This is a genomic window from Natronolimnohabitans sp. A-GB9 (assembly GCF_030848565.1).
Lineage (GTDB): Archaea > Halobacteriota > Halobacteria > Halobacteriales > Natrialbaceae > Natronolimnohabitans.
Window position 1 is genome coordinate 21,534 of record NZ_JAVDDV010000025.1, and the last position, 17,674, is coordinate 39,207.

Below are 17,674 nucleotides of genomic sequence, written 5' to 3' on the forward strand. Positions count from 1 at the left end.
TCTCTACACTCGAGTAATCCGCCTTCGCAAAAATCACACCGCATGGTCGAACAGATGTTACTAATACCGGTAAATATAGGAGTTTACCCCCGGCTCTTAATTTAGAAGAGTGTAATATATCGTAAAATGGACGATTCGGACCGGCAGATCGTACTGTTCACGTCGGCGGCTCATGGGCTTGTTCACACCTACGAGCTGTCGATTCCAATCCTGATGACCGTCTGGCTGACAGAGTTTTCGACCACGGCAGCGACGCTCGGACTGATTGTTACCGTCGGCTATGGACTGTTCGGGGTTGGTGCGCTTCCCGCAGGCGTTCTGGTCGACCAGTACGGCTCGAAACCACTGATTCTCATGTGTCTCGCGGGGATGGCGGCTTCGTTCGTTCTGGTCGGACTTTCAGGCTCGATACTTATCTTGGGTGCTGCTATCGCTTTCTGGGGGATTACGGCAAGCGTCTACCATCCTGCTGGCCTCGCGCTGCTATCGACTCGAGTCAAGCGCACGGGGACCGCGCTTGGCTATCACGGGATCGGCGGCAACCTCGGGATCGCAATCGGGCCGCTCGTGACCGCGTTGCTGTTGCTCTGGTTCGACTGGCGCGTCGTCTCGATACTACTTGCCGCGCCAGCGATTGTGGTTCTCGTCCTCGGGATATTCGTCAAGGTGGCACCGAAAGACGTCAAGACGTCCGCGACGACCGACGGCGGTCCAGAAGGAGCTAACGACACGAAGGGGCAGGTTTCGCTGGAGAGTTTCGTCGCGGATACACACAAACTGGTGACAGTCACGTTCGGACTTGTTTTGTTTGTAGTGATGATGAGCGGTCTCTACTACAGAGCGTTCCTTACGTTCCTGCCGGACCTGCTGAGCGATTTCCTCGCCGGGATGGTCGATATCGAATTGGTCGATCCCGACAGCCCCTACGCCGAGGAGTTCGATCTTGCACGGTATTTCTACGTCACGATCTTGATCTTCGGCGTCTTCGGCCAATATCTGGGTGGCCACCTAGCCGATCGGATCCCAATTGAGCGGGCGCTCGTTTACGTGCTCGTGACGCTGACAATACTGACCATTCTATTCGGTCCCGCGACCGCGACGATGCCTGGGTTCGTCGTCATCTCGCTGTTGCTCGGCGTCGTGCTCTTTACGATCCAGCCGCTCCAGCAGGCTGCGGTCGCGAAACACACCTCGCCAGGAACGCGCGGAATCTCTTTTGGTTATACGTTCCTCGTCATTTTCGGGATCGGTGCGTTTGGGGCTGCCCTCACCGGAACGGTGCTCACGGCCGCTGGAGTTCGAGAACTGTTTCTCGTCCTCGGTGCGATCGCTGCAATCGGTGCGGCGATTGCGTTCATCCTCCATCGCGTCGGACATTGAGAAGGGGAGTCCTTCGAGTACCGGAGACTGTGACTCGGCTGGGAATTGGGTCGTACGGTCCTTGCTTGTACCCCTTCGACTTCCCAGTCGTCCCAGCCATCGTAGTCCTGATAGAACCCGGCTATTTTTGGATGGACCGGGCTTCGTAATCAATGAGATCATTACTCACTGACCGTCGTAGTTGAGCGTCGTCAGATCGAAATCACGCATCGTATCATGGTATTCGCGAGCGACCTGTCCCATCCCGTAGACTGTATCAAGGTAAATCGGATCCGGACGCCTACCGGTCCGACAGTGTCCAGCGGTCGATCTCGTCAAGGACAGACCAGTGTATCTCGAGGCTGGCAAGGAGGAACCCCTGCATCGGCATGTCGTCGACGGGGTCACCGGCGAACGTCTCTTCTTCGATAATCGCCGCTTGCCAGGAATTATCGTCGACGCGATCGTACTGATCTCGTTTTCGTCGAATTCGTACGTGCTGGCGGTCCAGACTTCGATCCGCTGGACATCGGTTGCCAACTCGCCGTTGTGTTCGGACGTTACACAGGCGAGCGCCTGCCCCTTGCCTGCGCGCTTCTACTCCGGAAGCTGATCTTAGACAGCGCTCTCTGGCCGTAGAACGCCCCTACGTAGTCCGCGGACACATAGCGAAGCATCCACAACGTCGGCGAATACGATACCAGCTTTCAGGTGGCAAAATCATCTCGGCCACCCACACGCTTATAGCCACCGTCACGACTGTCCCAGTGAAATACCAGAACCAAGATTTATTAAACTCTAGTGAGAAGAACTACCGCATGAGCCAGATTTCCGACACAATACTGTCGTCTGAGCACAAAATGCTGCGAGATGAAACGAAACGATTCGTTGAGAACGAAGTGCTACCAGAGGCGAGCGAGCGCGACTCCAACAAAGAACCAATGTCAAATGAGCTTGTCAACCAACTCGCTGATATGGGTTACTTTGGAATACTCATTGATGAGGAGTATGGAGGTCTCGGGATGGACTTGAAGTCATACGCCGTAATTGCTGAAGAACTCTCTCGCGGGTGGCTCAGCGTTGGCAGTATTATTGCCCGGGGTCAAGGTCTCCCAGGGGCAACTGACGAACAAAAAGAGAAATATCTTCCCAAGATCGCATCTGGGGAGAAACTCAAGAGTATCGCAATTAGTGAGCCAAACGCAGGAAGCGATGTTGCAAACATGCAGACCCGTGCCGAACGGGACGGTGATGAGTACGTTCTCAACGGGCAGAAAACGTGGATAACGTTCGCAAAGGGGTCAGATTTTATTCTCACATATGCAGTAACTGACCCTGATGCGGAGCCTGCATACCGGGGAATTTCGGGGTTCATCGTCGAGAAACCGGCTGGCACATTTGATCGCGATGGGCTTAGTGGACAAGAGATTGATAAAATTGGATACCATGGCTGGAAGACATGGGAGCTAAACTTCGACGACGTTCGCATTAGTGCTGACAAACTCGTTGGTGACCAAGAGGGTAATGGATTTTATCATATCATGGACTTCTTCGAAGAAGGACGTGTTCACACTGCTGCTCGGTCCGTTGGATTGGCCCGTGGTGCGCTTGAAGACTCGATCCAATATGCGCAGGAGCGGGCACAGTTCGGAGAATCGATCTCCGAATTCCAGGGAATTAGATTCAAATTAGCAGACATGGCAACAAAAATCGAGGCCGCACGAGCATTGACGTTGCTCGTCGCTGACGCAGTCGACTCAGATGAGAAAGCCAATGCCGAAGCTGCAATGGCAAAACTTTTTGCAAGCGACATAGCCGAGGAAGTAACCAGTGAAGGTATTCAGATTCACGGTGGTTACGGCTACACAACGGACTTCGACGTCGAACGATACTGGAGAGACGCTCGATTGACGCGCATTTTCGAGGGGACGAACGAAATCCAAAAACGAATCATCGCCGATTCGCTGCTCCCCTCATAGTAATACGCGTTCGCCGAACCGGATTTCCGAACTCGAAGACGGTATTGACGACCGTGTTGCTTCACTGGCACAGACTGATGAAGATTCCTGACGCAAGTTCCGACTCCACAGTGCTAATCTCAGCTAATATTAATTAGATCGTCCGGTTTGAGAACGCCAAGAAGGTCGTGAGCTACGCTTGATTTGATCGAGCTATCAGGAATTTTGACAATCGGTGACTGATGGAAGTTCGTGTTGATAGATGTTGAACGGTTGTTAGTGACTTATAGAGCTTTTCTCTACTGGTGATGGTACTTGACCGATTTCACGAAACTGTCGATACCAACTCAGTAGTTATCCGGCAGGCCGAGCAAGCACTTCGTTGTTGAGTACGAACTGTGAGAGCAGCGGTTTAACACCGAAGCTCCAGAACCAAACATTGTGTCTTTCTGAAACCTTTAGAGCAAGTTGTCTGCCGGAACGTGGGTGACTTGCAGTCCGGTCTTTGGAACCCATCGTAGTATCGGATCTCTATTTGGTGTTCGATGGTTTAATACAGGAAATGAAAGATGGATGACGAAATTTTTGAGCCGCATTTAGGAGCGGCTGGTTGAGTTACTAGCGGGCGCTATATCGTGTTCGACTCACGAAGTTCGTTGATTTCCTGGTCGTCGTAGTCGAGTGCCTCGAGTACTTCCTCAGTGTGCTCGCCGAGATCGGGCATCGGGTCGCTCGCGAACTCGAGAGCCTCGAAGTCGATCGGGTTGTCGACGTACGGTACAGGGCCGTCCTCTGTCTCGAGTTCCTTCACGAGGCCCAGATGTTCGGCCTGGGGATGGGAGAGGACATCGTCGAGTTCGTTGACGTCGCCCCACGGAATGCCGGCATCGGCGAGTCTCTCGGCCCAGTAATCCCGCGGTTGCTCGGCTATGAGAGACTCGATTTTCGGCTCGAGCAAGTCACGATGTTCGACGCGGTTCTCGTTGGTTTGGAACCGCTCGTCTTCGAGGAGATCCGGCCGCTCGAGGACGTCAATACAGAGAGTTTCCCAATGGGGTTCGCTCAGGATGGCGAAGTTGACGTACTGTCCGTCGGCGGTCTCGTGTGGCCCGTATGGGGTCAGCAGGTGGTGGCGCATCCCGACGCGTTCTGGAATCTCATCGTTGTGCCAGTACTTATGCGGGAAGTAGCCGAGCCAGGAGAGCATCCCGCCAAACATGGTGACGTCAATCTCCTGGCCCTCTCCCATCCGCTCGCGATGGAACAGTGCGAGTAGCGTCGAGAGCGCACCATACATGCCGGCGTTGATGTCACAGATCGAGAGGGGAATCTTCGCTGGCGCGTCGGGTGAACCGTTCATCTGTATCAGCCCTGTTTCGCCCTGCATTACCATGTCGTAGGCCTTGCGGTCGCTGTAGGGGCCGTCCCGACCATAGCCCGAGATGTTCAGGTAGATTACGTCCTCGTTCTCTGTAAGGACGTCCTCGTAACCGATGCCGAGCCGTTCGACGACTCCCGGCGAGTAGTTCTGGACCACAACGTCGGCCTCGGAGACGAGATCGTAAAAGATTTCGACGCCCTCGTCGGCCTTGAGGTTCAACTCGACGCTCAGCTTGTTTCGATCAACCCAGGCATGAGCCGACGAGTCTCCGTAGACGACCGAGTCCCAGTGACGATTGACGTCGCCTACGTTCGGTCGTTCGACCTTGATCACCTCCGCACCAAAGTCTCCCAGCAGTCGCGTACACAGCGGCGCGCTGATACCGCTTTCCAGACTCACAACGGTGATGTCTTCGAGTGCCTGCATCTCACTCCTCCGGCTGGGTGCCGATACCCTCGGGCCATCCCGGCGGCTGGGCTGGCGACGGGTTGGCGTACTTACGTTTCAGCACCATCGGAGTCCGTTCGAGGCTCAGTACGAGGTCGTCGTGTTGGTTGTATGCCCGTAGTTCGGTTGTCACGATGCCGGCGTGATCGCGGGACTCGAGTTCACGCTTTGAGAGGACCTCGCTCTCAGCGAAGATGGTGTCGCCGTGGAAAACCGGATTATGGTGGCGAATCTCGTCGTAACCGAGGTTCGCTGTCGCATTCTGTGAGACGTCGATGACGCTCATCCCGACGGCTGTCGCGATGACGACGAGGCCATTGACGAGGCGTTCGCCGAACTCCGTTTCGGCGGCGTAGGCCTCGTTGAAGTGCATCGGGTTGAGGTTCATCGTCACGTTTGTGAGCCAGACGTCGTCAGTTTCGGTGATCGTCCGGCCGTAGGGATGTTTGTAAACATCGCCGACCTCGAAGTCCTCGTAGTAGCGGCCGTTCCAGCCGGAAACGAGTTGTTTGTCGTCCGATTCAGTCGTGGAGTCGTTGGAGTCGCTCATAGCTGTGTCTCGTTGGTTGTTCTCTGTCAGTCGTTTATCAGTACGATCGCGGCAGACCGAGCACCTGCTCGCCGAGGTAGTTGAGTGCCAGCTGCTGGGTGATCGGAACCAGTCGCGTAAGCCGTGCTTCCCGGAGGTAGCGTTCGACGTCGTACTCCTTTGCGATGCCGAAGCCGCCGTGGGTCTGGACGGCTGCGTCGGCCGCCTTGAACGCCGCATCAGCCGCCAGGTACTTCGCCGCGTTGGCCTGAGCACCGAGGTCGACCGAGTCGTCATCGGACGCAGCCCGGTCTGCGGCGTTGTAGGTCAACTGTTTCGCTGCCTGGAGACGTGCATAGGCCTCCGCAAGTGGATGCTGGATCGCCTGGTTCGACCCGATCGGATTCCCGAATACCTCGCGTTCGTTGGCGTAATCGATCGCTCGCTCAAGGGCGAGCCGTCCCAGTCCGATACACTCGGCAGCGATCACGAGCCGTTCCTCGTTCAGCCCGTCGAGCACCTGGTAGAAGCCGTTGCCCTCCTCGCCGATGAGGTTCTCGGCAGGGACGCGCAGGTCGTCGAACCAGAGTTCGTAGGAGTGGACGAGATCGCCGGCTGACTTAGGGATCGTCTCCATCTCGAGGGCACCCTGATCGACCGCGTCATCGAGATCGACGAGGAACATTGAGATGCCCCTAGTTCGTTTCTCGACCTCGTCCCGTGGCATAGTTCGGGCGACGAGGACGATGTAGTCGGAGACGTCGACCCGCGAGATCCAGATCTTCTGGCCGTTGATGACATACTCATCGTCGTCCCGTTCGGCGCGAGTCTCCATCGCCGGCGAGTTCGATCCTGCGTTAGGTTCGGTGAGTCCGAATGCCTGGATCGACGTTTTCCCCTCGGCGACGTCAGGTAATAGGTCAGACTTTATTTCCTCGCTCGCGTACTCCGTGATCGGGGCTGAGTTGTAGACGCCACCGTGGACTGCCTGTGCGGCGCTGAACCCGCCACCGCCTGCGGCAATCTCCTCCATCATGACGACGGTTTCTCTGGTACCCATGCCGGCACCACCATACTCTTCGGGGATGAGAATCCCCATCCAGCCGTGATCCGCGAGCGTTTCGACGAACTCCTGGGGGTACTCGTTTTGGTCGGCGTGTTCCCGCCAATACGCGTCGTCAAAGTTCTCACAGATATTCTGGACGTTCTGTCTAACTAGATGTTGGCTGTCAGATAAGTCGACAGCGTCACTGAGTACTCGAGCCATCGGTTAATAGTTTGATCCTGATAAGAAAAGTCTTTCGTCGAAACGGTCAAAATAGGTCAGAACGCGGCACGAACGGTTATTTCGATATACGGAATACTTAACGACCGAACCATCCACTGTCCAGCTATGATGGGCCGCACCAAGGCCTCGATGACGACCGTCGAAATAGTTGAGGCTCTCTTGGGTCACGACGGATGTCGGATCGGCGAACTCGCCGACGAACCCGAGTTCGTCAAGACCACTGTCTACCGACATCCTCTGGGGTTCGACGACCTCATGTACGTCGTCAACGAGGGTAGATATTCATCTGGGGTTTCGATTTCCGAAACTGAGCAAGCGAACACGGGCGAACGCACAATCCGAACTAATTCGAGGGGTAGCAAACCCATCCCGCTGACACGGCGTCGCCAGGAGAGGTCTCCGCTCTCACTTCTCGCGACGACGGATCGGGACAGGCGTCGACTGTCTCCGGTCGTGAAGAACTATTCGACCAGCTACGGACGATTTGGGAGCAGAGACACCAGGGTTCATCTCGATAACCAGAAAACAACGTCATGGAAACGTTGCTGAGCCTGCTTTCCAGTAGTACGAACGAACTGAGTTCGACATCCAGCACCCGTAACGCCGTTCCGTATACTCAAACAGAAACTCGTTGGTTCCGAACGGTCCAGGAAAGTGCTCGCTCAAGGGGAAGATACGACTGCTGTAACGAGTTATCGATGCAACCGTATGTTGCACCGCCAGTGACGTACAGCTGCCTGTAGTATTTCTGAACTGACTACTGTACTCACTGGTCATTTCACCTCGCCATATACAATAGTATGGTTGTAAACCACTTGTTCCGAAGAACGGAACCTTAAGCATACGGCCAAGATCAGCGACAGTCTTCTGAATCACTCATTTGCGGTTACAGAATGAACGAAACCCAGCGGTAGAGCAGTGATTCGAGAACTTAGAACCGCGAGAGTAGTTCTGAGACGTCGGTCACCGAACGAAGCGAGTCGAGGTCTGCAAGTGCTGCCCTGGCGTCGACGTCGGCGACAGCACGGTCGGCACACATCCGGAATTTTTCGTGGAGTTCCTCGATCGAGAGTGGGTCCTCGTGTGTTCCTGGAGGGCGTTTCTGGAGTCGCTCGTAATGGTCGCCGTCGCGGGTCGTGATCTCCACCCGGGCCGCGTTCGAGTCGTAAGGGCGATCCTTGTCAACTTCGAGGGAAACCCGCTCGCGTACTGTCTGAACCGTCCGGTTCTCGAGGCAGTCGGCGTCGAATGCCGCAAGGCTGACGTCCCGGTGGACGACGGCGTGAGCGATCAGATACGGCATCGAGAACTTCGCCTCGAGGCCAGTATCGGGGTCGTCGTGATGCAGGGCGTCGGCCGCCCCCTGCGAGGCCACGACACGAACACCGTCGATCTCGTCGGGCTCGATATCATGGGCCGACGCGAGGTCAACCGCCGCGTGGATTGCAGCGTGGGTGTAGTAACAGCAGGGATAGCGCTTAACGTCGATCCCGTCCTCGAGGATTGCCCACTTCGACCCCGGCTCGACGCGCGTCCCGTCGTCCCCGTCGCCCTCGCCTCGGTATAGATCGAAGAAGCCGCGTCTGCCGTCGATCGCCGCAGGATCGGCTGTCGCCCCCTCGGCAGCGAGCAGTGCCGCGGTCGTCCCCGATCGGGCCGCCTGGCCGGCATGAAGAGGTTTCGTTGTCGATCCGAAGTTTCTCTTGAGCCCTGCTGGCATCGAAGCAGCGACGTTGAGCGAGTGTGCCGTCCGTTCCGGCGAAAGATCGAGGAGGCTCGCGGCGGCCGCCGCGGCACCGAAGACACCGATCGTCGATGTCGCATGCCAGCCGCTCTCGTAGTGGTCGGGGCTGATCGGCCGCGAGACGTGCCATTGAGTCTCGAAGCCAGCAACGTAGGCGGTCAGCAGTTCTTTGCCGGAGACGTTTTCTCGTTCGCCGATGGCGAGCATCGGTGCAACCATGGGAACGCTTGGATGACCGTCCATCACTGCGAGGGCGACGTCGTCGAAGTCGAGGGCGTGTCCAGCGGTCGCGTTCGCGAAGACAGCATCGTGGAGCGGACACGTCTCGTCACGTCCGAGTACCGTCGTTGTGCCACCTGTCGCGTCACAGGTTCCGAAGGCGGCGTCTGCCGCCGCCGTGGACGTGCCTGCAAGGGTTACCCCAATGGTATCGAGAATAGCCCGCTCGGCGAGTCGGTGTGCCGAATCGGGAACGTCGTCGTTTGAAAGTTCGGCTACGAAGGTCGCGAGATTAGTTGCTAACTCGGTCACGTTCGCCCGTGTGTGGGATGGACACATAAATCACCCGAATTCGACAAACAGGTGTCGAACCGTCTCCGAACCGGTAGTCGACAACGGAAATAAACGATAATATACAAGATACCATATAATGAAAACTAGAAATAATTGGCTGTGTTGAATCAATAGACAGCGTCAGGAAAGATCAGTAAATCGAAGGTGTTGAAGCGGGAGACTTCAGTTGTTCATGACGCAAATCTCCAGTTTCACCGAGCGTTGTGTTTCGATTGCTCAAGAGTTGCGGGTGAACGAGCGAATCGGTCGCCACCGCTCAGAGCGACGGACTCGCCTACTATGCACTCATTTCGCTGCATTGTCTCGGATTTATCTCGATCTTATCGAACGAGGGTCTGATGAAAAAATGACGAAAATAACAGGGAGATCGGCCTTGATGCGGCTGGTCTCCTTAACCTTCCACGCTTCGTAAGGTGTTCGATCGGATCGGAATGAGAGTTTGTCGAATGTAGCTTCGCCAGTCGGCGCAGTTACACAACCTCTGGCGGTGGTGCAGAAGTCTTCACAGGTCGTGAGCTACCCGATTTCGACTCTGCTAACAACACAACTTCCGTGGATAGAGATGTCGGGATTATCCCTGACTCGAACGTTGTTCATACCGATGGTGCAATCTCAGATGTACCGTGTTAGGCCTTGAAAACAGTTCTGCACCACCCTCACTCTCTCCAAGCACTCCGCGATCGACGCAACGGTTTATAATAGACATTAGAAGTAATCACTCACTTCTGGAGGCGAAAACTGATCAAGAGCGGTATCAATTGCTGTTGTGAGTTCAAGAACCGGGTCAAAGAACCGGTTGCTAAGTGCCGGTTGGAGTCGCCTACAACACTTTCCGGCCGGATTTAGTTCAGGTGAATTGCTGGCAATGTCACGGGATCTAGGTCGTCACGTGCCGCTCGGGTCGTGACGACTGACACCTGAAAATACGGCGCTTCATTCAGTGCAATAATCAAACATATTTGAGCCCTTAATATGACGCAAGGACGAATTTTTTATCAAACCTAACAGACGATCTCAGTCGCGTTGTCCAGACATTCGGTAGATGGCCGCGTGCCGCGCAAAAACTACGCGGCACGCGGTTCGACTTGGACAGATTTCTTCGTTTGGTCGATACAGACTACTGTGGCGTCCATCTCCCGCCGCTTTTTTTGAGTTCGTCGCGGAACGCTTCTTGCTCGTCAGCATCAGCTTCAGCGACTGTACGGCGTGGCTTTTGATAGCTCAATCCTGCTTCTTTGAGCAACCGTCGGCAGCTCGGGATTGAGTACTCAACACCATAGGTTTCGTGAAGGTACTGCTGGACGAGCGCCGGCGTCCACGCAGGTGCGTCAATGCCAACTTCTTCGGGAGATTCGTGGACGGCGTCTTCGAACTCTTTTTGCTCTTGTTCTGAGAGTTTTCGTTTTCTTCCAGATCGATGAGCATCAGTTACGGCCTGCTCAAGTGACGCGTCGGTGTCGAGTCGCTTGAGCCAGCTATAGATTGTCCGTCGCTGAACATCGTACCACTCGGCTAGTTCAGTCTGCGTAAGGCCGTTTTTGTACGCTATTGCTGCTAAGAGCCGTTGTGTCGGCTTCTTTCCTTCCACATTGTCGAGAGCATCTTGTAATTCCTCGATAGAAATCTCGTCGAGATGATCCATTACACTCAACGACATTATCTGAGTAAAAAGTTCTAACGGTTACTATAGATGGCTTTGGGATCAATTTCTTAGTCCATTTGGATCCCATAAACAAAATGGTGTAAACACAATATTTCAATCAAAGAAGAACTATAGCTCCGGAGGACGCTTTCCGATTATCTCTTCAATTGCTTCTCGGAACATTTCGATGTTTTCCTTCCTATCAGACGCTGTCGACGCTTTAGTCTCAGGCATTCTCGTTTTCTTGGCGAGTTCCATCTTCCCTGTGTGCCCCTTCTTATCGCCCATATAAGAGTAGTACTTCATAAGCTCTTCACCGATAAACAGGTCCTCGAGCGCGTTGATGTATGGGTCCGCTTCAGGCCCCCATTCATTGATTGGTTTGATCTCCCACTTGCAGACGTCGTCACCCATTCCAAGACACTGCGTCTCAAGTCCCAGAACAGGACGCTCGATGAAGCCGCTACTCCATGCGGATGCGTATCCCATTACACTCCAGCAGACGGGCTGATCGGCTTCTCCGTTATAAATAACATGCTGTTGAGCTTCGTAAGAATTGTGCCACGTCCCGGCATAGTAGAAGTCACCAGCCTCCCGATCGTACGAGATTTCATCGATCTCTGCGGCAACAAATCCTCTATCGGTGTGAATTTTGGGACCTGCCTTAAGAAGTTCCTCTTCCGTATCGAACTCGTAGTTCATCTTAAGTTGTAAAAAGTCCGAATAGCCAGACTGGAACCCGAACCGGAACAGAAACTTGCGCGTCTCATCGATCCCGAGGTTATTCAAGAGTTGCTGGCGCAAAAGCCCTATCGAATCAGCATTGAGAACTAACATACGATTGTTCCGGAACGTGTTCACGCCCGGATCCGTACCGTATTTTAAGTCTTCCTCGAGGTCAAAGTCACTTGCATCCATATTATGAACGATATATTATTTACCCTCAAAAATCTATGCGTTCAGGGGTACTATACTGTCGATCATAATCGTTGGACTCAACTGAATCACTAGACGTCGTCGTGGTAGGCCGCTAAATCAAAGGAGTAATGCGGGAGAATAACAGTTTCAGTACTTCACAAAGCCGTTAGTTGAGACGTCCGCTTGCTGAGTTGTGTCCGAGCAACCAAAGCAAGCGGACGGTGAAATCCACGAAGACCAGCTCATCAACGTTCTCACCGGAGCGTTTACGCTGGATCTGGGAGAGAACGCTGAAATCGACCCGGAGGACATTTTCGAGGTCCTCGTCGGCACTACCGCCGACGGGACCTCGATTTCCTCGCTCTGCAAGAAGAGTGAAACCGCCCCCTCTGGCACCGACGTTCTCTACCACCTCCGAACCAAGTTCGATCTCGAAACCGTCGAGTCAACCGGAAACACGCTTCTCCACCAAGATGTTCTCAAAACCCACCCCAGCAGGTGGAGGTCGTTGCAGACCTCCACCTGCGACCCTACTACGGTAACGAAGACACGACGGGTGTTTGGTGTTCACGAGTCGACTGCACCGGCCGCGGAAGCTCCGGAACCACTCCAGGACGTTCTGGGGGCGGACAGTTCGGACCTCGATCATGCACTTGCTCACATTATTCGGAACCTCCAACTTCGAGAGGACTCCCGCGAGGACAATGGCTGGATAGACGCAAAAACCGTCGATGTAGAGCTACGAACGGCATTTGAGGAGCAAAATGCAAATTCCGATCTCCCCTCTTTCGAGGAGCTCGCTGATGTCCGTCAGCGGTCTCGTCTCATTGAGGTGGGGTTAAATCAGACGTCCCGTGACGTCGCTGTTCGGCTTACAGACGCTGGTGAATCGGTCGTAGCACTCGACACCGGGGAGAGCAGGGCAGCAGGTAGTATCCGCCATGACGAGGCGATCACACGGATCGACGCTGCATTGACGAAGATCGGCTGTACCGTCTCGGTTCCAAAACAGGACGGAAGCGAACAACCTGATGCGAGAGCGGTTCATCCTGGCTGTGACCGCCCCTTCGCGATTGAAGTGGAAACGACAACCCCTGATAACCCTGCTCAGGTACTGGCAAACCTTCGAAAGGCCCAGGACGCCAGTGAACACCCGATCTTCGTCGTCGAAGAGGCAACGCCGGAGACCTACTGGGCAGAGCGGGTCGATGGGATTCTCTCGTCCCCCGTCCGAGAGCTCTCGACCGGAGAGACACGCCTGTACACCAAAGATCGAGCACTCTCGTTCAACGGTGGTGCAACGACAGACGGTGGCGTAACGGCAGTCCGACCAGCCACCGAAAACAGCAAGCAGACCGTCTGGAAACGCCAAGACGGACGAATCGTCCTCGAGAATGGTCAGGGCAACAGTCTCGTAGAGACGGCATCGGTAGCAGAACTCTCGAGGGACCATGTTCCGGCCGTGTACAGCTATGATCCAGCTACTGGAGAGTACATCGTTTCCGAACAGGGACTGCAGTACGTCTATGATTCGAAAGAGGCGTTTGCCGAGAAGTGGACCCGAATCATGGAACCGTTCGTTCCCGAAGCCGAGCTTTCCTATCCCGGCTATGGTCCTGATGACTATTCGATCGTCGTTCTTCGAACCGATGGTCAACCGGTCGTCTACACAGATGGAGAGACTGCCGCACTTGAGACGCTGCTCGAACATGAAGACGTGTGTTCAGCGAGCAAGAGCAGTGATGAAGAGGAATCCTCGTTCGAGTCCAGCGAACTGCTCCTAGCAGAGATTGCTGATGATGCAGATGCAGTTGTTGGACGATTCGCGAGTCTGTACCTCATTGAGGAGCCGACGAGTACGGTCGCTGCCAGCACAGTGTACGATTACTATGAACAGTGGGCAAAACAGCATGACATTGATCCGGATAGCAAGAGCTGGTTCGCCCGTCGGTTAGGCAACCACATCGAACTCAATCGAATAACGGAGCGACGTGACGGTGAGCTTGTCCGGTGTTACGAGGGTCTGAGACTAGATCACCAAGGGACACTCGAGGAATAGCATGAAATCTACTGAAACCCCTCGAGAAGCCGTTGTACAGCATTTCCCGGGAGAATTACGCCACAGGCTGTGGAACCCGAACGTATTATCGGAAAAACGCCAGACGGAGCGGTGTTACAGCAGAGTAGAGTTTGCTGTAACACTGCTCTTTCGACGAGGCGATGCCGTACGTTCTGTAGAGGCGTTACAGCACAGGAATTCTCCCGATTCCGAGGTCCTGTTACGGCAAAAACCAAGTGAGAAAGAACGGGGGGTACCCATTGGAACTGCTGTTGGTCGACTGGGAAGGGGAGAAACTGCGTCGAATGGTGGTGCGACCTCGAGTGCGTATTCTGTGAGGCGGCCACTTGGTGTGCGGTTTGTTGGACTGGTGAACGGTGGCAGCCAGCGCACTGGAATAGGGTGTGGCTGTTGAATTTATGATTGACAAGTCAATTTTACCGACGGAGATGTGCGGTCGCGAGCAGTGGATCTGCTGGCGAGAAGAGACCCGAAATGGCGACACAACGAAGATCCCAGTCGATCCGAAGATCGGCGACTTTGCATCGTCGACGGACGACCGTACGTGGAGTGACCTGGAGACGGCTCTCGAGTACGCATCTACTGGTAGAGCCGATGGAATCGGGTTCGTGTTTACGCGGACGGATCCACTCGTCGGCATCGACCTCGATAAGTGCCGAGATCCAGAGACGGGAAGGCCGGATCCGGAAGCAAAGGAGATTATTCAGCGACTCGAGTCCTACACGGAAGTTTCTCCATCTAGAACGGGCTATCACGTCCTCGTGCATGGTGACCTCCCGGACGGGAGAAACCGGCGTGGGGATATCGAGATGTACGACCAGTCTCGCTTCTTTACTGTAACTGCAGACCACGTCGACGGGACACCGATGTCGATCAACGAACGCCAGGACGCCCTCGAGGCAGTTCACGAGGAGTTCGTCGCTGAAGACGATACCGACGACGGTATCGACGCTACTACTGGCGGTCGACGTGATGACTCGGGTCAGAACCAGACCCTCGGCCTCGAGGACGAGGAACTGCTCGAGAAAGCTCGCTCGGCGGGCAACGGGGGAAAATTCGACCGGCTGTGGCGGGGGAACACCAGTGGATACGACAGTCAGTCAGAAGCCGATATGGCACTGTGCTGTCTGCTGGCGTTCTGGACCGGTGGAAACCGGCTGCAGATGGATCGTCTGTTTCGACAGTCAGGGCTTATCCGAGGGAAATGGGACGACGTTCACCACGCCGATGGATCAACATACGGAGAGAAGACCCTCGAGCGCGCGATTGCTGCGACAGATGACTTCTACGAGCCGACAACGTCTACTGTGGAGACGTCAGTGGATACTGCTGCTAATACTGACTCCGATACTGCATCTCCTCTTGAGGCTGGCATCGCGGAACCGAGCTCTGAAGGGGGTGATCGAGTGTACCTCGAGGAAAAGAACGACCTTCTCGAGACCCGTATCGACGAGTTGGAGCAGACTATTGCTGACCAACGTGACCAGATCGAACAGCTCACAGCAGAGCGCCAGCAGTTGCGATCGATCGTTGACCAGCAGGAGAGCGACCTCGAGGATACCACTGAGCCACCCTCCGAGAAAGATGGGGATTCGTCATCACTCCGAACTCGGATGAAGCGGTTGTGGCGGCGAAGCTGATCTGCCAGGTAGTTACCCCACAAGTAAAATCGCTAGCCCATTCGTGGGGTAACTCTAAAGGAGAACGTGGCTGTCATAGAATAGCTCACAGATTCTCTTTGCAACTCCCGGTGACCGGTAAGTACAGGGCAAGCAGTTACCGAGGCAACAATAGACTTGTCCGAAGCATGGCAAAAGTCGCTTGCTAAATATAGAGCGTGAATACACCACGAAAGGCATCAATTTGCGGGTTAGCTGGATTGCGCTTGCTGACCGCGCCATCTCCAGGCGATGAAAATCGTAACCGTACCAGCAAGGAACAGTCCCAGTCGGGTCAGAAAGATCTCATCGCTACTGCTGGTACCGTAACGGGAACTTTGGCGATAGAATTGTCCATTATGTTCGATAATGTCGTTCCGTTCGAACTCGACGATCTGCCGATCATAGACCGTTACCGACCCGCTCTCGACGGCTTCTGCGACGCCCGAAGATGCGTGGTTACTCGAAACGGCGACGTGTTCGAGGGCTTCCTCGGTAGTTAGCTCATCGTGAGAGAGGATCGTCATGTCCTCCTCGTAGGTAATTTCCGGGGCATAGAAGGTGCTGTTCATCTGGACGAGGTCGTAGCGGGACCACTTTGTCTGATATGAAGTCCCTGGATAATCATAATCTCGCTCCTGAACGGAGCCGTTATAGCTGATCTCACCTTGATCAGCGATCTGCTCTTCGAGGACGCATGCACGTTCGGTGCCGCATTGGAGCACCCGGTCTGAGTGGCCGATATACAGACCGGAATCGCTTTCGTTTTGAATCTGCTCGACTTCGTATGTGACCGTTGGCGCCTCTCCAGTAAGATTTCCCGGCGCAAAATACACTGGGTTCAGAAGTAATCCAATCCCCAGCACCAGCAGGAGTCCCGTCCTCACATCCGCTGAAACCATTATCTCTAGTCAAGTTATCAATCCATAAATGCCTTTTGATGTGGTGAATTTGCGTGGAAAGAATCGACTACCACCTTGCATTGACCGATCCGAGTTTCTCCGATAGGTGTTCAATCGTTTGCTGTATTCGCGCTGTGCATCTTGCACGCCTCGTTCAAACTATCCGATAGCTGGTAGAAATCGCGTGCAACATCCAGAGGATGGATGCAGCACGACGGCGGCCTTTATTTCACTTTTCTAACTCTGATACACCCGAAATAGAACGTACATGCTGAACGGGCTGTCAGGACAGAGTGGTATCACGCTACACACCGACGAGGGAAAGGCTAAGACGAACGGGATAAACGACCACCACACAAAATTTATATTCCAGAAATATTTTATTTTTATTATGCGTCGCCGTACCCTCCTTACAACGACAACAATCGCGGTAGGTACACTGAGCGCAGGTTACCTTTCACAGCTGAGAGACTCCTCCGTCCAGCTCGGATTATTTGGCGTCAGTAACGCAGATCCAGAGTCAACACACGTGTTCGATCTCGAAGTCGAGCGTGATGGAGACCTCGTTCATCAGTCCTCGCACGAGCTCGACCCTGCTACCTATTTCGATCCGGGAGTGGCAAAAACGGGATCCGTTGCCGCCTGCGAGTGGGGGGACGAAGCTGGCGAGTATACGGTTCGCGTTCGGATGGATCGAGGTGACGAAGCGGAGCGGTCGGTAACAGAATTCGCGTCCGAAACCGGTGCGGATTGTGTCATCGCCGATGCGGAGTTCCGGAATCACGATATGACCTCAAAGTTTTTCACCGGAAAGTCACTCGAGATCTTCCTCAAAGACTGTGACCGCATGAAGGACCGTTACGACGAAGAGTATCTGTGCTCGTTCGTGAATGGATAATGGGTTGACGTAGCGAATGTACCGGAAGAGGAAACGGCGCTTGTAGGTGGTTTAATCGCCCCTCCAGAAAACTTATTTAAACACCGGCATAGCCTCGGACATGGCAGAGAGAAGGGGTATTTTGCTGGCTGTAATGGGGGGACTGCCTCTCGTATCCGGGTGTGTAGAATTGTTCGAGTCTGAAGAAGCAGCAAGGCTCGTCGTTATCAACCGGACCGAGAATCCAATCGACATCGAAATTTCAGCAGTCGGCCCAGACGGGGAGCAACTTTTCTCGTACGATGACGAACTCGATTA

14 protein-coding genes and 2 pseudogenes are annotated in these 17,674 nt (G+C 54.5%); 9 read left to right on the forward strand and 7 right to left on the reverse strand.

What is annotated here, in order from left to right; genetic code table 11:
- Positions 1-126 precede the first annotated feature (126 nt).
- The 3 genes from RBH26_RS18875 to RBH26_RS18885 all read left to right on the forward strand — a co-directional run bounded on the left by RBH26_RS18875 (position 127) and on the right by RBH26_RS18885 (position 3,338).
- Positions 127-1,380: an MFS transporter gene (locus tag RBH26_RS18875; RefSeq protein ID WP_306759926.1), complete on the forward strand. Its 1,254-nt coding sequence runs from the start codon at positions 127-129 to the stop codon at positions 1,378-1,380.
- 328 nt (positions 1,381-1,708) lie between these two features.
- A complete protein-coding gene (locus RBH26_RS18880; RefSeq protein WP_306759927.1) occupies positions 1,709-1,972 on the forward strand; it encodes a hypothetical protein in 264 nt (87 codons plus the stop codon).
- A gap of 205 nt (positions 1,973-2,177) precedes the next feature.
- Positions 2,178-3,338: an acyl-CoA dehydrogenase family protein gene (locus RBH26_RS18885; protein ID WP_306759928.1), complete on the forward strand. Its 1,161-nt coding sequence runs from the start codon at positions 2,178-2,180 to the stop codon at positions 3,336-3,338.
- Positions 3,339-3,945: 607 nt separating this feature from the next.
- Here RBH26_RS18885 and RBH26_RS18890 read toward each other — a convergent pair.
- The 3 genes from RBH26_RS18890 to RBH26_RS18900 are packed head-to-tail and all read right to left on the reverse strand — an operon-like array spanning position 3,946 to position 6,941.
- Positions 3,946-5,124: a CaiB/BaiF CoA-transferase family protein gene (locus RBH26_RS18890; RefSeq protein WP_306759929.1), complete on the reverse strand. Its 1,179-nt coding sequence runs from the start codon at positions 5,122-5,124 to the stop codon at positions 3,946-3,948.
- Position 5,125: 1 nt separating this feature from the next.
- Complete coding sequence (locus RBH26_RS18895) at positions 5,126-5,695, reverse strand: MaoC family dehydratase (protein ID WP_306759930.1); 570 nt, start codon at positions 5,693-5,695, stop codon at positions 5,126-5,128.
- A 37-nt stretch (positions 5,696-5,732) separates the two neighbouring features.
- The gene (locus RBH26_RS18900; protein WP_306759931.1) at positions 5,733-6,941 is read right to left on the reverse strand and encodes an acyl-CoA dehydrogenase family protein; all 1,209 of its coding nucleotides are present in this window, start codon (positions 6,939-6,941) and stop codon (positions 5,733-5,735) included.
- Between the two features lie 126 nt (positions 6,942-7,067).
- On the opposite strand from RBH26_RS18900, the gene RBH26_RS18905 reads away from it, so the two are divergent.
- Complete coding sequence (locus RBH26_RS18905) at positions 7,068-7,511, forward strand: hypothetical protein (protein ID WP_306759932.1); 444 nt, start codon at positions 7,068-7,070, stop codon at positions 7,509-7,511.
- 382 nt (positions 7,512-7,893) lie between these two features.
- On the opposite strand, the gene RBH26_RS18910 is transcribed toward RBH26_RS18905, so the two are convergent.
- The 3 genes and pseudogenes from RBH26_RS18910 to RBH26_RS18920 all read right to left on the reverse strand — a co-directional run bounded on the left by RBH26_RS18910 (position 7,894) and on the right by RBH26_RS18920 (position 11,839).
- Positions 7,894-9,264: an MmgE/PrpD family protein gene (locus tag RBH26_RS18910; RefSeq protein ID WP_306759933.1), complete on the reverse strand. Its 1,371-nt coding sequence runs from the start codon at positions 9,262-9,264 to the stop codon at positions 7,894-7,896.
- Positions 9,265-9,984: 720 nt separating this feature from the next.
- Positions 9,985-10,921, reverse strand: a pseudogene (locus RBH26_RS18915) (IS630 family transposase).
- A 129-nt stretch (positions 10,922-11,050) separates the two neighbouring features.
- A complete protein-coding gene (locus RBH26_RS18920; protein ID WP_306759934.1) occupies positions 11,051-11,839 on the reverse strand; it encodes a XylR N-terminal domain-containing protein in 789 nt (262 codons plus the stop codon).
- A 193-nt stretch (positions 11,840-12,032) separates the two neighbouring features.
- On the opposite strand from RBH26_RS18920, the pseudogene RBH26_RS18925 reads away from it, so the two are divergent.
- From RBH26_RS18925 to RBH26_RS18935, 3 genes and pseudogenes are all read left to right on the forward strand, one after another.
- Positions 12,033-12,409: pseudogene (locus tag RBH26_RS18925) on the forward strand (ISH3 family transposase); the annotation flags it as partial.
- A 403-nt stretch (positions 12,410-12,812) separates the two neighbouring features.
- On the forward strand, positions 12,813-13,898 hold the full coding sequence (locus RBH26_RS18930) for a hypothetical protein (protein ID WP_306759935.1): 1,086 nt from the start codon (positions 12,813-12,815) through the stop codon (positions 13,896-13,898).
- Positions 13,899-14,317: 419 nt separating this feature from the next.
- Positions 14,318-15,559: a hypothetical protein gene (locus RBH26_RS18935; RefSeq protein ID WP_306759936.1), complete on the forward strand. Its 1,242-nt coding sequence runs from the start codon at positions 14,318-14,320 to the stop codon at positions 15,557-15,559.
- Between the two features lie 230 nt (positions 15,560-15,789).
- On the opposite strand, the gene RBH26_RS18940 is transcribed toward RBH26_RS18935, so the two are convergent.
- The gene (locus tag RBH26_RS18940; protein WP_306759937.1) at positions 15,790-16,479 is read right to left on the reverse strand and encodes a hypothetical protein; all 690 of its coding nucleotides are present in this window, start codon (positions 16,477-16,479) and stop codon (positions 15,790-15,792) included.
- A 268-nt stretch (positions 16,480-16,747) separates the two neighbouring features.
- Between RBH26_RS18940 and RBH26_RS18945 the strand changes: the two genes are divergently transcribed.
- Positions 16,748-17,377 carry a hypothetical protein gene (locus RBH26_RS18945; protein ID WP_306759938.1) on the forward strand — a complete coding sequence of 210 codons (630 nt, stop codon included), beginning with the start codon at positions 16,748-16,750 and terminating at the stop codon, positions 17,375-17,377.
- Between the two features lie 100 nt (positions 17,378-17,477).
- On the forward strand, positions 17,478-17,674 hold a 197-nt coding region (locus RBH26_RS18950), incomplete at its 3' end, for a hypothetical protein (RefSeq protein WP_306759939.1).

Excerpts from the sequence above, each read along its gene's own strand:
- RBH26_RS18885 (WP_306759928.1), top strand. The coding sequence starts at position 2,178 with ATGAGCCAGATTTCCGACACAATACTGTCGTCTGAGCACAAAATGCTG.
- RBH26_RS18945 (WP_306759938.1), top strand. The coding sequence starts at position 16,748 with ATGCTGAACGGGCTGTCAGGACAGAGTGGTATCACGCTACACACCGAC.
- RBH26_RS18900 (WP_306759931.1), bottom strand. The coding sequence starts at position 6,941 with ATGGCTCGAGTACTCAGTGACGCTGTCGACTTATCTGACAGCCAACAT.
- RBH26_RS18875 (WP_306759926.1), top strand. The coding sequence starts at position 127 with ATGGACGATTCGGACCGGCAGATCGTACTGTTCACGTCGGCGGCTCAT.
- RBH26_RS18910 (WP_306759933.1), bottom strand. The coding sequence starts at position 9,264 with ATGTGTCCATCCCACACACGGGCGAACGTGACCGAGTTAGCAACTAAT.
- RBH26_RS18920 (WP_306759934.1), bottom strand. The coding sequence starts at position 11,839 with ATGGATGCAAGTGACTTTGACCTCGAGGAAGACTTAAAATACGGTACG.
- RBH26_RS18940 (WP_306759937.1), bottom strand. The coding sequence starts at position 16,479 with ATGGTTTCAGCGGATGTGAGGACGGGACTCCTGCTGGTGCTGGGGATT.
- RBH26_RS18935 (WP_306759936.1), top strand. The coding sequence starts at position 14,318 with ATGATTGACAAGTCAATTTTACCGACGGAGATGTGCGGTCGCGAGCAG.
- RBH26_RS18905 (WP_306759932.1), top strand. The coding sequence starts at position 7,068 with ATGATGGGCCGCACCAAGGCCTCGATGACGACCGTCGAAATAGTTGAG.
- RBH26_RS18895 (WP_306759930.1), bottom strand. The coding sequence starts at position 5,695 with ATGAGCGACTCCAACGACTCCACGACTGAATCGGACGACAAACAACTC.
- RBH26_RS18890 (WP_306759929.1), bottom strand. The coding sequence starts at position 5,124 with ATGCAGGCACTCGAAGACATCACCGTTGTGAGTCTGGAAAGCGGTATC.